The 15,131-nt window shown below is 46.1% G+C and carries 10 protein-coding genes and 1 riboswitch; of the genes, 4 read left to right on the top strand and 6 right to left on the bottom strand.

All coding sequences use genetic code 11. The features are described 5' to 3' along the window. Window positions 1-12: 12 nt before the first annotated feature. The 4 genes from NSB25_RS20640 (at window position 13) to NSB25_RS20625 (ending at window position 5,647) form a co-directional block, all read left to right on the top strand. Window positions 13-873 carry an EamA family transporter gene (locus NSB25_RS20640; protein ID WP_103241418.1) on the top strand — a complete coding sequence of 287 codons (861 nt, stop codon included), beginning with the start codon at window positions 13-15 and terminating at the stop codon, window positions 871-873. A gap of 142 nt (window positions 874-1,015) precedes the next feature. Then, a complete protein-coding gene (locus tag NSB25_RS20635; protein WP_103241417.1) occupies window positions 1,016-3,409 on the top strand; it encodes an endonuclease MutS2 in 2,394 nt (797 codons plus the stop codon). Window positions 3,410-3,536: 127 nt separating this feature from the next. Further along, window positions 3,537-4,241, top strand: a complete 705-nt coding sequence (locus NSB25_RS20630; RefSeq protein WP_103241416.1) for a response regulator transcription factor — start codon at window positions 3,537-3,539, stop codon at window positions 4,239-4,241. Next, window positions 4,238-5,647, top strand: coding sequence for a HAMP domain-containing sensor histidine kinase (locus tag NSB25_RS20625; RefSeq protein ID WP_103241415.1), 1,410 nt, complete (start codon window positions 4,238-4,240; stop codon window positions 5,645-5,647). The genes NSB25_RS20630 and NSB25_RS20625 overlap by 4 nt, the downstream gene beginning before the upstream one ends. A 6-nt stretch (window positions 5,648-5,653) precedes the next feature. Here the strand turns inward: NSB25_RS20625 and NSB25_RS20620 are convergent, their stop codons facing one another. The 6 genes from NSB25_RS20620 to NSB25_RS20595 form a co-directional block, all read right to left on the bottom strand. Then, on the bottom strand, window positions 5,654-6,220 hold the full coding sequence (locus NSB25_RS20620; protein WP_103241436.1) for a hypothetical protein: 567 nt from the start codon (window positions 6,218-6,220) through the stop codon (window positions 5,654-5,656). Between the two features lie 88 nt (window positions 6,221-6,308). Then, entirely contained in the window at window positions 6,309-6,731 is a 423-nt protein-coding gene (locus NSB25_RS20615) for a DUF4430 domain-containing protein (protein WP_103241435.1), read from the bottom strand. Window positions 6,732-6,924: 193 nt separating this feature from the next. Beyond that, a riboswitch (cobalamin riboswitch) is annotated at window positions 6,925-7,148 on the bottom strand. Between the two features lie 54 nt (window positions 7,149-7,202). Further along, window positions 7,203-8,303, bottom strand: coding sequence for an N-acetylglucosamine-6-phosphate deacetylase (gene nagA / locus NSB25_RS20610; RefSeq protein ID WP_103241414.1), 1,101 nt, complete (start codon window positions 8,301-8,303; stop codon window positions 7,203-7,205). Window positions 8,304-8,355: 52 nt separating this feature from the next. Beyond that, window positions 8,356-9,117 (bottom strand): glucosamine-6-phosphate deaminase, encoded by a 762-nt coding sequence (nagB, locus tag NSB25_RS20605; RefSeq protein WP_103241413.1) that lies wholly within the window; start codon window positions 9,115-9,117, stop codon window positions 8,356-8,358. An 84-nt stretch (window positions 9,118-9,201) separates the two neighbouring features. Continuing rightward, window positions 9,202-11,919: a transglutaminase-like domain-containing protein gene (locus NSB25_RS20600; RefSeq protein ID WP_146040138.1), complete on the bottom strand. Its 2,718-nt coding sequence runs from the start codon at window positions 11,917-11,919 to the stop codon at window positions 9,202-9,204. A gap of 47 nt (window positions 11,920-11,966) precedes the next feature. Next, window positions 11,967-15,062, bottom strand: a complete 3,096-nt coding sequence (locus NSB25_RS20595; RefSeq protein WP_103241411.1) for a glycoside hydrolase family 2 TIM barrel-domain containing protein — start codon at window positions 15,060-15,062, stop codon at window positions 11,967-11,969. Window positions 15,063-15,131: the final 69 nt, after the last annotated feature.

The raw sequence follows: 15,131 nt of genomic DNA, 5'->3' as shown, positions 1-15,131 counted from the left end.
GAGGTAAAAGATATGTGGCTCATTATGGCAGTTTTATCGGCTTTCTTCGCAGGGATTACATCAATTCTTGCAAAATGCGGTATCAGGAAAACAGATTCCGATGTGGCCACTGCATGGAGAACTGTAGTGGTACTGCTCTTTTCCTGGATTATGGTATTTGTGGTCGGTTCCGCGGAAACAATTTCCACAATAACGCCGAAATCACTGTGTTTCCTGATTCTCTCCGGCATGGCCACCGGAGCCTCATGGATATGTTACTTTAAAGCATTGTCCATGGGAGATGTCAATAAAGTCGTTCCCATCGACAAATCAAGTACGATTCTTTCCGTACTGCTGGCCATTATTTTATTTAAAGAGACAGAACATCTGCCAGTCAGACTGACCGGAACATTCTTTCTGGCTGTCGGAATCTATCTCATGGTGGAAAAAAAGCAGGCCGCCGAAAAAGAATACAATAACGCCTGGCGGCTTTATGCCGTTTTGTCCGCCATTTTTGCCGCTCTCACTTCTGTACTTGCCAAAATCGGAATCACCGGCGTGGAATCCAACCTGGGCACGGCAATCCGTACAATTGTTGTCCTCATTATGTCCTGGCTGGTGGTTTTCATAAAAGGAAAACAGAAACATCTGAAAAAAATCGACACAAAAGAAATTATTTTCATTACTCTGTCAGGCCTTGCCACCGGTGCTTCCTGGCTATGTTACTATTACGCCATTCAAAACGGTATTGTCAGCGTGGTGGTACCAATTGATAAATTAAGCATTCTGATAACAGTTGCTTTTTCTTATATCGTATTTAAGGAAAAGCTGAGCAGAAAGACTTCCATTGGACTTCTGCTCATGGCTGCAGGCACACTTGTAATGACATTGTGAACAATGACAGTCAGATACCTGATTCGGAACTGTCACTGGAAATACGCGTAGGGGTATGATATAATGACTTTGTCATTGAAACCGTTTCGCAAACCTTAGATTGAACTGTAATCAGTAAACCACCGAATCAGAAGGAGCACTTATGAACGAAAAAGTATTAAATACTCTTGAATATAACAAAATCACGGAAATGCTGGCCGGGAAAGCCAATTCCGAACCGGGCAGAAAGCTGTGTCGGGAATTAAAGCCTTCCACGGACCTGGAGGAAATCGGCAGAAATCAACGTCACACTGCGGATGCTCTCACGCGCCTGTTCAGGTCCGGAAGCACTTCTTTCGGCAACAATAAGGATCTGGGATTCTCCATTCGCTCTCTGGAAATCGGTTCTACCCTGTCAATCCTGGAACTGCTGAATATTGCTTCTCTGCTGGACAACGTGTCCCGCATCAAGACTTACGGCAGGCGGGACAGAGACGATACCCAGGCGGACACTCTGGACGAATACTTTGAACAGCTGGCTCCTCTGACACAGATCGCCAACGAAATTCATCGCTGTATTCTCTCGGAAGAAGAAATCGCCGACGATGCCAGTCCGAAGTTGAAAAGTATCCGCCGCTCCATGATACAGACCAACGAGAAAATTCATAATCAGCTCAATTCCATGCTGGGAGGTTCCTGTCGTACTTATCTGCAGGATGCTGTAATTACCATGCGCAATAATCGTTATTGCATTCCCATCAAGGCGGAATACAAGGGACAGGTCAGTGGTATGATTCACGACCAGTCCGCCACAGGTTCCACCTATTTTATAGAACCGGCCGCTGTTGTCAGTCTGAACAATCAGCTGCGTGAGCTGGAGCTGGAAGAAAAAGAGGAAATCGGCAGAATTCTGGCTGATTTAAGCGCTCAGACAGGCGAACATACCGAAGAGCTGACTGCAAACCAGAAAATCATGTCTCTTCTGGACTTTATTTTCGCCAAAGCAGAGCTGGCCATGGAAATGAATGCCACAGAACCCATTTTCAATACGGACCGTTATATTAACATCAGAAAAGGACGTCATCCTCTGTTGGACAGGAAGAAAGTAGTTCCCATCGATATCCATCTGGGAAAAGATTTCGACCTGCTGATTATCACCGGCCCCAATACCGGCGGCAAGACCGTTTCCCTGAAAACCATGGGACTCTTTACTCTGATGGGGCAGGCAGGTCTGCACATTCCGGCGCTGGATCGCTCAGAATTATCTGTTTTTACAGAAGTATATGCGGATATCGGAGACGAACAGAGCATCGAGCAGAGTCTGTCCACCTTTTCTTCCCATATGAAGAGAATTGTTCACATCATGGATCACGCCGACCAGGATTCCCTCTGTCTCTTTGATGAGCTGGGAGCGGGAACGGACCCCACGGAAGGTGCGGCTCTGGCCATTGCCATTCTGAATTATCTCCATGACAGAGGCATCCGTACCATGGCCACAACGCACTACAGCGAACTGAAGATTTACGCACTTTCCACTTCTTATGTGGAAAATGCCTGCTGCGAATTCAATGTGGAAACCCTGCGGCCTACTTACAGACTGCTCATCGGCATTCCCGGCAAGAGCAACGCCTTTGCCATTTCTTCCCGGCTGGGGTTATCTGAAGAGATTATCAACGCCGCCAGAGAACAGATCGGCACAGAAGATAAAACCTTCGAAGACGTCATTGCAGATCTGGAACAGAGCCGTGTCACCATTGAGAAGGAACAGCTGGAAATCGCACAGCATAAGGAGCGTATCCGTACACTTCAGGAACAGCTTCAGCAAAAGAATGAGAAACTCGATCAGGCCAAAGACCGAATTTTAAGAGAAGCCAACGAAAAAGCCAGGGAAATCCTCCAGGAGGCAAAGGAAATCGCAGACGAAACTATCCGGGATTTCAATAAGGCCGGAGCCGGGCTGGATATCAGGGAACTGGAGAAAAAGAGACAGAAAGTCCGGGATAAAATCAATGAGAAAAATGACCGTCTATCCGTAAACGGCGAAAATCGGCTGCAGTCGGAGAAAAAGTCCCGAACCATAGACCCCAAAAAGCTGAAAAAGGGCGATTCCGTGAAAATTGTGTCCATGGGCCTCAAAGGTATCGTCAGTACATTACCCGACGCAAAGGGAGGATTGTTTGTACAGTGCGGTATCATCCGCACCCGGACCAATATCAGGGATCTGATCTATGCGGAGGAGGAAGCCATTTCCGCTCCGGCCCTTCAGCGCGGTTCCTCCGCTTCAGGCAAAATGAAAATGTCCAAGACCCTCTCCATTTCCACGGAAATCAATCTTCTGGGCAAGACGGTGGACGAAGCCCTGTCCGTGCTGGACAAATATCTGGATGACGCATACCTTGCACACCTTCCAAGTGTCCGTGTGGTTCACGGTAAAGGAACCGGCGCTCTCCGCAGTGCCGTACACGGCCATCTGAAGCGTCTGAAATATGTAAAGGAATATCGTCTGGGTGAATATGGGGAAGGAGACTCCGGTGTCACTATTGTCACCTTTAAATAACATCCGCACAGAATAAAGTATGTGTATCTGTAGATGATTGAATAAAGTACCTGCGGCTGTCTGTACCTGAAATACGATACTTTTCAGGGTAAAAGCCGCAGGTTACAGAAAGGTTATGGTTATTTGTATGGTAAGCAAACAGAAAATTTTAATCGTAGACGACGACAATAATATCGCCGAGCTGATTGCCCTTTATCTGACAAAGGAATGCTATGAGACCATGATTGTCAACGACGGTGAATCCGTAATGCCTGCCATGGAAAGCTTTACCCCTAATCTGATTCTGCTGGATATCATGCTTCCCGGTATCGACGGTTATCAGGTATGTCGGGAAGTCCGCGCAAAATATTCTGTTCCTATCATCATGCTCTCCGCAAAAGGAGAAATTTTCGATAAAGTGCTGGGTCTGGAGCTGGGAGCGGACGATTACATTGAAAAACCTTTTGACTCCAAAGAACTGGTGGCAAGAGTCAAAGCAGTGCTCCGCCGGTATAAACCTGCAGCAGCCGTTCCCTCCAACACGGATGACAAATGCGTTCAATATACGGATCTGTCAGTCAACCTTACCAATTACTCTGTTCTCTACAAGGGACGGACTGTGGAAATGCCTCCCAAGGAACTGGAGCTGTTATATTTCCTGGCGTCTTCCCCCAACCATGTATTTACCAGGGAGCAGCTGCTGGACCAGATCTGGGGATATGAATATATCGGCGACACCCGCACGGTAGATGTGCACATCAAACGTCTTCGGGAGAAAATCAAGGACCATGCCAACTGGAAGCTCACCACCATCTGGGGCATCGGCTATAAATTTGAGGTGCGTAATACATGAAGAAAACCCTTTATCTGAAGTTCATTCTGGCATATTTTATCTTCAGTGTATTCAGCTTTATCATTGTCACTACTTTTGTGCCCAGTATGACCAGAGACCGGCTGGTTCGGGAAAAGGCGGAACATCTGTATATTGAAGCCAACCGCATTTCCGATACCTATGCCACCGGTCTCTATGCCCGTGAAATGGATTTGGAGACGGTAAAATCCCAGCTGGATTCTCTGGCTGTCTATCTGGATTCCATTATCCGTATCATCAATCCTTCCGGCAGTCTGGTCCTGGACACAGATTCCCCTCTGAATGTGGAACAGGTAATTACCATAGAGAATTTTGACCCTACCGCCACCGGCGGTTCTTATTATATGGTGAATACTTTTTTTGACAATTTTGAAGAAGAAGTGCTCAGTGTCTTCTCTCCCATTACTTCCGGCTACAAAGTGAAGGGGTATGTGGTCATCCATTGCAGTATGGCGGAAATTCAGGAATCCTGCAACAATATGCTGAATATTTCCTATATAACCATGGCGATACTGCTTTTGCTGTCCCTGATTATCCTGATTTTTTTCACAGAGATGGTCTATATTCCTCTGAGGAAAATCACCCATGCCACAGAACAGTACGCTGCCGGCAATATGCATTACGAATTTCAGGTGGAAAGTGACGACGAAATCGGTTACCTGGCCGCCTGTCTGAATCATATGGCCAGCCAGATTGCAGGTGCGGAAGACGATCAGAAGAAATTTATCGCCAATGTATCTCACGACTTTCGTTCTCCTCTGACTTCCATACGAGGTTACCTGGAAGCCATGATTGACGGCACCATCCCCGAAGATATGCACGGTAAATATCTGAATATTGTACTGAATGAAACCGAACGTCTGACAAAGCTTACCAACAGCCTGCTGTCTCTCAATAATCTGAACACCAGAGGCATGCTTCTGGACCTGACAGACTTCGATATCAACAGTGTCATCCGGTCCACGGCTACTTCCTTCGAAGGTACCTGCCGCAGGAAAACCATCGCCATAGAAATGATTCTTACCGGAGATGAGCTTCTGGTACATGCTGATATGGAAAAAATCCAGCAGGTCCTCTATAACCTGCTGGACAATGCCATCAAATTCAGCCATCATGACTCTATCATTAAAGTGGAGACCTTTGTGAAGAACAGTAAGCTCTTCGTATCGGTCAAAGACACCGGCATCGGTATACCAAAAGATGACCTGAAGCTTATCTGGGACCGTTTCTACAAATCCGACCTGTCCCGTGGCAAGGATAAAAAGGGAACCGGGCTGGGACTGTCCATCGTAAAGGAGATCATCAACTGCCATGGGGAACACATCAATGTGGTCAGCACGGAAGGGGCGGGAAGCGAGTTTGTTTTCTCTCTCCCTGTCGGAGGATGAAGAAGATTAGCTGTCAAAATAATAGTTTGCCACCAGTTTCTTCATCGTCATATATACCGGCTTATACAGTACCATCATCAGTGCAAAATTTCCCACGGCATGGAGAATGTCCATCTTCAGCCCTGCCACCCACCAGACAAATCCGGCATGCAGACCACTCTGCAGCCCACCGTCCACCGCGCCCACTGCTGCATAGGAAACCGCACACAGGAATCCGAAAAACAGACCGAAAACAGACGACAGAATACTCCAGAACCAGACGGATTCCTGCTTTCTGAATATATAGCTGACCAGGGCAAGCAGAGGCCATACATACATATAAGAAAACCACCACATTTCAAACCCATAGATCAGTCCTTCAATCAGGACAAAAGCCGGTATGGCAAAAAAGATTTTCCTGTGGAAAAAGACAGTAAATAAGATAATCCAGAAACTGACCAGTTCAATATTAGGCAAAAAGCTCAAAGCCGCCTTGCATACTTCCAGAATTGCCACCATCAGCCCGATGAGAGTTATATCCTGAACTGTCAGTTTTCCGTATTTTCGTTTTTCCGGTTCCCTTTTGAAATTCATTTTTCTCTCTTTATTCATTTCCTGTGCTCTTGTGAAATTCACGGAACTGTGTCATCTCTTCCTCACAGACTCTTCGGATTTCGGACATTCATTCTCCGGAAGTTGTATAGACAATGGAGAACACATCTCCATCCTCTACCGGCTGGGTATCAATACCGTAATTGCAATATTCCCCATTCACAAAGAATCCCCAGTATGCCCCATCCACATTGTAATCAGCCGTCTCATCGTTCACAGTTTCCACCATCATGCCATATTCGCTCTCGGTACCGGAAAAAGTAAGACCTTCCGCTTCCTCCATAGCCTGACGGAGATATTCCACATCTGTTTTCAGTTCATAGCTCGTCTTTTCCTCTGCCTGATTTACCACTTCAATGGTAATGGACTTGGAGCCTTCCACAGGTTTCTCCCGAAATACACTGTAAAGAATGGCAAACAGACCAATCAATACCACCAATACAATGATTCCGATTACAATTTTTTTGTTTCCACTGCTGCTTTTGCTGCTCATTTTCTCCTCCTGCCTGAATACATTTATCTGTGCATAATGAATAAGAATCCTGCTTTGCAGGATTCTCCGCCTGTGGGGGCGCAAAAAAGCTCCTGCATCATCACAGGAGCCGGCGTACCTTAACAGACAGATTCCTCTTCCGCACATTCGAAAGACAATCTGCCGATTCCGTACCAGCCAATTCCTCGTGACTACACAGTACCCATTACAGGCAGGTCTTCTGACTTGAGTATCATCACTCTGCTCCGCCTTCCCGGGGATTCTCCCAGTGACATGCACCGCCTTTGCTTCTGCGGTGGAAGCAGAACTCCTCTCTCACAGCGACGAGATCGTGCAGGTCTCTCACCTGCTTCCCTTTTCACCGGACCGAACATCTCAAACCTGACGCTCTCCGGCACCTGTAATGTCCATATACACTTGATTGTGTATTCTAGCACAATCATGAGAAAAAAACAAGCAGAAAAAACGATATCAAATCACCTTCACAAGCTTCAGATTTCTGTCCGCCAGAATCACGTCCGCCCGCTTTCCGGGACTCAGAGAACCAACCCTGTCATAAATCCCGATGCTTCTGGCGGGATTTATGGTAGCGGCAGCGATGGCCTCTTCCACAGGAATGCCGAAGGACACGGCAGTCCTCATACAGTCATACAGATTGGTGGCGGAACCGGCAATGGTGCCGTCGGAAAGTGTGGCAAGCTTTCCGTTCACCGTTACCTGCTGCCCTCCCAGATCGTAAGTTCCGTCTTCCATTCCGGCAGCGCGCATGGAATCGCTGATCAGGACGATTCTCCCCGGGAAAAGCTTAAAAGCGGCCCGCACCATGCTTTCATGTACATGAATTCCATCACAGATCAGCTCTGCCATACAGTTTTCCTCTTCTGCCGCGGCGCCGATAAGCCCCGGTGCCCTGTGTCCCAGGGGCAGCATGGCATTGAAGAGGTGAGTCACATGGTTTGCTCCTGCTTTCAGAGCTGCTTTTGCCGTATCGTAATCCGCTCCTGTATGTCCCAGAGAAATGGATACTTCATTGTGAAGCTCCCTGACAAACTCCATGGCACCTTCTACATCCGGCGCCAGAGTAACCAGACAAATCCGATTTCCGCAGGCCTGATTGCATTTCCGGAAAAAGTCCACATCAGGCGCCATAATGCACTCCTGCCTGTGAGCACCCTTTTTGGAAGCATCCAGAAATGGCCCCTCCATGTTGATTCCGGCTACATGCGCCATTCCCCGGCCTTCCTGAAAATTTCCCATCCGTTCAAAAAGGTGCTCCAGTTCCTTCCTGTGGATGGTCATGGAGGTAGGGCAGTAGGAAGTAATTCCATTGGCATATTCATAGGCAAGTATTTTCTCCAGGCCTTCCGGATTACCATCTGAAAAATCATGTCCCACCGCCCCATGGCTGTGTATATCAATCAGTCCCGGAAGCACCAGAAGATCCGAAGCATCTATCTCCGAATGGTCTGTTATCTGCCCGGCACTTTCCACAATAAATCCGTTTTCTATATATAGATCTTTTTTTACGAAAGTTTTATCTTCCTGATAGACACTGCCATTTTTGATAATCACAGCCTTTTATCCCTCCATTTAAAATATAAGTCTTAAACCTGCCTTTGGCACTTTAAATATAAATTACCTGTTCACTGTAACCTTTTTCACGTATCAGACTCAGCGCTGCTTCATCTGCAATTATCACTGTATCCTGATGCAGCTGCAACACAGAAGCCGGCACAGCCGGTATTACAGGTCCAAAGCAGGAGTCATAAAGAGCCTGCGCCTTTGCCTCTCCCGAAGCCAGAAGCAGAATCTTTCTCGCAGACATGATATTCCCCACACCCATCGTCAGAGCCTGGGTGGGAACTTCCTCTATGGAAGCAAAGAATCTGGAATTACTTTCTTTCGTCTCCTCTGTCAGCTTCACCACATGAGTCCCTTTCTCAAATACATCACAGGGCTCGTTAAAGCCGATATGTCCGTTGCCACCGATACCCAGGAGCTGTAAGTCAATTCCTCCCAAATCCCGGATAAGCTGATTATATCGACGGCATTCCGCTTCCGCGTCTTCCGCCAGACCATCAGGCACATTTGTCCTGTTCCTGTCAATATTTACATGATCAAACAGATTGGAATTCATAAAATACCGATAGCTCTGATCATGTTCCCCAGACAATCCTTTGTATTCATCCAGATTTACACTGGAGGCTCTGGAAAAGTCCAGATCTCCCTTTTCATACCATTCCACCAGCTGCTTATAAGCCCCTACCGGAGTTGAGCCTGTAGCCAGTCCCAATACTGATTCCGGTTTCAGAATGAGCTGAGCTGAAATCATGTTTGCCGCCTTACGACTCATTTCATCATAATTCTTTACTGCATAGATTACCATATTCCTGTACCCTTTCCTTTCTGTGATATATTAGAAATTTTATTATCATTTATTACGTTATTGCAATATGTCGGTCTGGACACATTACATATTCAGCAGATTTTTCAGCAGCGCGTCCGCCAGCCCAACATTATAACCTGCACTGCTGTAGAGACATTTCTTCTCATGATTCAGAACCAGAGCAAGTGGCAGATTACCTTTCTCTTCTCCAACCTGTTGGGCCAGAGCTGCTGCATTTTCATCAGAATCATCTATAAAGAGACTCAGCCGGGGCAGTGCCTTTATTGTCCGTTGAACAGTGACATTCTTCAAATCTTCCGAATTCTTTACTATCACATACAATGAATTCTTTAATTCTGCGAATTCTCTTCTTTTGTCATAAAGCTCATTTAAAATGTGTTCTGTTGGTTCTCTGCCCGGCTCAAGCCAGAGAAAAAGTACATTCTCCTCCTCCGGCATTTCTGACAATGCCATGTCTGTTCCTTTTAATGTCTTCAGGACAAAATCTTTCACCGGAACTTCCGCTGCTCCGCTTTCTTCCTGTAACTTTCCAAAAGAAAGTGTCTCTCTCCTGTCCTCTCCCTCTTTCAGGGAAAATACCGTCATTTTTACAATCTGATCACCGTTTTTCCGCCTGTCTGATGTCAGTATCCGATAGATTCCCGTTCTTAATTTCAATTCCAGTTCTCCGTCCTTTATCCTGTCCGGTATCTGATGAGGCCACAGACGCAGAAATCTTCCTTCTTCAAATCGTTCCAGAGAATAATGCTCCCAGTCGGACAACTTCGGACGATGTTCCGTTGAATCATCTTCACATAATATCAGTCTGCATTTTCTGTCATCCGCCAAATACTCCGCTGCTGTAAAATCTTCTCCGTTATAATACTCCACAGTACCGTCAAACGGATTCAATCTGGCCGGAATCCCCAGGCTGCGACAGAGATTGACACACAGGACCTTTTTTGAATGCCTGCTGCCAATCCCTCCCCTCAGACAATGATAAGAGGAAGTAATCAAGTCTTCATATTCCTCCTTCGGCAGAGACCGGATTTCTTCATCCACTGCCTTCCAGAGAATCGCCGGACATTTCCGCACTTCTTCCGTCACATCTTTACTCAGATACCGGGAAAGCATTGTCCGGCAGGGTCTGAGCATTTCATCCGACACCCGCGGAGACAGGAGAAACGGGAAAAAAATATCTTCCGGCAGATTTTCTGCATACGGAAAAGCATTTATGCAGCAATCCTTCAATATATCTGCATCTATATCCCAATAATCCTTCTCTCTCAGCGTATTCAGGACTTTCAGCTTCCATTCATGCCCATCGCCCTTTTTCCACGCAGACGGCAGATACTCTGCCGCATCCCACTCCAGAAAACGTATCATCTCTCTCATGTTCCCTCTGGCGCTGCGCAGTATTTCCTCTGCCTGACTTCTGTTCTGACCTTTAAAAAGCATCAGCACATTGGAAGCTTCCGCTTCCTCATAAAAGTTCTTTTCTTTCTGATTGCGGTGCAGAATCATTTCATCCAGCCGCTGTTTCCCAGCCTCCTCCCTGTCACTGGAAAAAGCTTTATATCCTGTCCGCGGCGCATGAAAGACAAATTCCATACTTTCTTCCGGACATTCCGGAAGAGACTTCATCTTAACAACGAATTCCGCCTTCTGCTTATCTTCCATGCAATGCAGAGGAATCCGTCTCTCTCCATACAGCCATTCCTTACCCTTATGCGATTCTCTGTAGCCCCCGGCACTTACCTGCAGATCGCCATATCCTGTGACCAGTCCGGCGATTCCGTAATTTTCCGGTTCGCATCCTGTCCATACTTCTGCTATTGTACCAAATGCTCCCTGATTTAAAACCTGAAATTCTACTTTTACTCCGGGGAGCAGATTCCCTTCCTCATCCTCTGCTTTTACTGACAGAGACACTGTGGGGGCATATCGGGACAAATGATTGAGAATTCTGACCGCACCCTTTTTTCCCACCTGTTCTTCCTTCGGCTCACAGCTGTCAAACCATCTGGAATGAACCATCATTGCCCTGGAAGAAGCCTCCTGAAACCATCCTCTGTTCAGGAGCGGTTCCGGCTCGCAGGCCCCCAGGAAATACCACTGTCCGTCACACCATACCTCCACCCATGCGTGATTGTCGTCACAGTGAGACCACAGAGGGGCGTATACCTGCCGGGCGGGAACTCCCATGCTGCGCAGAGCCGTCACTGTCAATGTGGATTCTTCTCCGCAGCGTCCAATAGCGGCTCCATACATGGTACAGGGATTCTGGGTACGATTATCTGTGGAGCGATATGTAGCTTCCCCTGCACACCAGTAATTGATATCCACCGCCGCATTGTAAAGGAAATCCGTTCGTACGGAGCCTGTCTCCTGAATCCTGTCATGGAAGAATTTTCTGGTCTTCGTAATGTCTTCATTGTTAATTCTGTGGTGCAATACATAATCAGCAAAAATATGTTCCGGTATACGACCGGAAAAAGGGCCATCCTGCCATAAATACACACCATGTTTTGCATAGTCCAGAAAAAGTGCTGCCGGATAATCCAGCATATCACTGACAGGCATGGCACTGTACAGAAAGGTAAGGGCCTGTCTTTCCTCTTCTGTACAGTCCGCCATGACATCCTGAATCTCTTTCTTTTTCTCTCGAAGGAAATCTTCCGTTCTGTCAGACAGTATTTTCTGTTTTACACTGCTGACTTTCCCACAGATGCTTTTCTCCGGCAATTCCATCCGGCGCCTGAATTCTGTTGTGATTTCGTCGTAATATTTCGTCGAGAACACTTTTTCCACCTTTCTCAGGAAATCGGAACACCGACAGATAATTTTCCTTACTCTTGATTTCCAATCCGAATCCCAAATGAGAATGTAAATTCATTCTCCAGAAAACGATACTGTTCTTCCGGTTCCGGTCCGCAGCTGTTGGAACCAATTCCATCCTGCCTGTAGTCAATACATAAAACGGTATATCCACACGGTACAATCTCATAATTATGTGCCTTTTCTGTGAGCTCTTCCTGGGTATAACGGGAAGCATTAAAAGAAAAAGGCTTTTCTGAAGCTACAGAAAGTTTATCCCCTTTGCCGGTTACTTCCACATAGCTTACATCCCAATGGCTTCCGTTTTCCTGAGGACGAATGTAATCCTCGAACAGGGAATCCACTGTTTCTTCAAACTTTCCATGCCAGGAGGCACGGCATTTATCAACATAACTTTCCACCGGACCCAATCCATAATATTCTACCTGTCCCATATCCTTGGGAAGCATCAGGCGGATACCGAATCTGGGCAGACGGGGGAATACCGGATTTTTCATGACTTTCAGGGATACATCCAGGCTTCCGTCCTCCCATACACGCCAGACAGCATGAATATCCATAATACGCTGTCTGTAAATCGCCAGAAGAGACAGATCACTGTTGATTTCAACAAATTGCTTACCTTTTTCTGTGTGCAGTGCATACTCTGTGTGATAACATCTTGTGACAGGTCTGTCATAATCTGTTTCTTTCCAGGTATTGCGGATATTCATATCGTTATCTGTAGGCGCACGCCATATGTTATACTGCATGGAATGCTCCAGAATCTTTTTGTTATCCTTTGTCATTTCCGCAAACACACCTTTGAATTTATCATAAGTATAACGGAAATGATCTGATATAATTGTCAGGTAGTGATCATCTTCCTCCGCTTTCAGATTTCCGCTTATGCCTTCGGATGTAAAAGGCTGACTCAGAATTTCAACTGCTTTTGCATTCTGGCTGTCAGATGCGGAAAGTTCTATCTCATCAAATCCAAGATTCCAGCCTTTCGGAAGTATTCCCCTTGTCTCTCTCAATATCCACATAAGTTTCAGATAGCATTTTCCATCCTTTGGTGCAGGAAGATTCAGGCTGATTTCTCCTTCTGTATGAGGTGCTATGTTCAGGAGATTTTCGTCTTCAATGACTCCGGATGCAATGATTTCACCGTCACAATTTACTTCCCAATTCAGTTTACAGTAATCCTTAAGATTTGTGAAATCCAGGTAATTGTGGATTCTGACCGCTTTCCGGGCAGCATCAAAGGAAACCGCTCTGGCAGGGCGATGGACATTTTTAAATTCTTTCAGTCCCGTATGAGGCCTGCGATCCGGATACACTAACCCGTCCATGCAGAAATTACCGTCATGAGGATACTCTTCATGATCTCCTCCATAATAGTAAATCTTTTTCCCCTCTATACTGAAACCTTTATCAATGGCATGATCACACCATTCCCATACCATTCCGCCGCAGAAACCATCATATTGCTGCATCACCTGGAAATAATCCTCCAGATTCCCAGGGCCGTTGCCCATGGCATGACTGTATTCACACAGGAACAGAGGCCTTCTGGAAGCCACATCATACCGATGATTGCTGTCCTGTACATCTGTCTGTGCAAAATATCCATGAATCCTTTTTATATCATGATACATTCCACTGTAAATGTCCACACAGGAATAGTCTGTGACTCTTCCTTCCGGCACATTGTAAGCATTTTCGTAATGAGTAATCCTGGTGTCATCGTAAGATTTTGTCCATTTCAGAGCTTCCTCAAAAGTACAGCCGTAAGCACACTCATTTCCCATAGACCAGCCGAATATACAAGGTCTGTTCTTGTCACGGATGACACATTTTTTCGTTCGATCTACCGTTGCCTGAATGAAATCTGGATTATCTGCAATCCACACATTTGAGGTTCTATCCTTCTGATTATAAGCCGAACCTGTTCCATGACTTTCATTATCCGCTTCATCCAGCACATAGAAGCCATACTGGTCGCAAAGCTGATAAAACTGGGGTGCATTGGGATAATGACTGGTACGAATCGCATTTACATTGTGCTCCTTCATCAACTGCAAATCCCGATGCATCTGTGCAGTGCTGATGGTAAATCCGGTTACAGGGTCGCTGTCGTGACGATTTACGCCATGGAATTTAACCTTTTCTCCGTTAAAATACAGAATTCCCTCTTTAATGCAGACCTCTCTCAGTCCAAGCTGTTCTGTGATGACTTCTCTTTCTGTCTCCATAACCAATGTATAGAGATAAGGAGTCTCCGCGCTCCAGAGATGAATCTGTTTCAACGGCAGAACAACACACCCGCTGCCATTTCCTTCACTTACTCTGTTACCGTCCATATCCTCTATGGATACATGCACAGGAATCTCATGATTCAGATAGGAAAATGCGATCTCCACATCGGCTTCAGTCCTGTCACGATTCAGACGAGTCCTGACAAAGTAATCAAAAATGCAGTTTTCAGGCCTGCTCAGCAGATACACATCCCGGAAGATACCGCTCATCCGGAATTTATCCTGATCCTCCAGATAACTTCCATCACACCATTTTAATACCAGTACAGCCAGCAGGTTATCTCCTTCTCTCAGGACGGAAGTCACATCAAATTCTGAGGTGGCATGGGACACCTGGCTATATCCTATGTACTGTCCGTTTATCCACACATAAAAGCAGGAATCCACTCCTTCAAAATTCAGAAAAACCTTCGGCGCATCTGCATTATTATGCCAGGTAAAATGACGTCTGTAAGTGCCGCATGGATTTTCATAAGGTACATAAGGCGGGTCCAAAGGAAACGGATAATTTATATTTGTATATTGGTGCCTGTCATATCCGTGATTCTGCCATACCGAAGGTACAGGAATTTTCTTCCAGTCAGGTCCGGAAGTATTCTCTTCCCGATAAAATTCTTCCCGCACATCATATACACTGTCATAATAACGAAAATCCCAGTCTCCGTTCAATAAAGTAAAGCGTGCCGACTTCTCCCTGTGCTCTGTCAGATCTGTCTGCTTTTTGTCGGAAGGGATATAATACGCCCGATCCGGCATCGTATTCTCATGTAATACATTCAAATCCTCAAAATGCTTTGGTACAATCATTTCTTCCACACCTTTCTTTTTACATTTTTATCGTTTTAAAGTCACATAAAGCTGCCGCATTTCTGCAGC

This window comes from Acetatifactor muris (assembly GCF_024623325.1).
GTDB classification, from domain to species: Bacteria; Bacillota; Clostridia; order Lachnospirales; family Lachnospiraceae; genus Acetatifactor; species Acetatifactor muris.
Note: the sequence above shows the minus strand (reverse complement) of the source record. Positions and strands in the feature narration are given on the sequence as shown.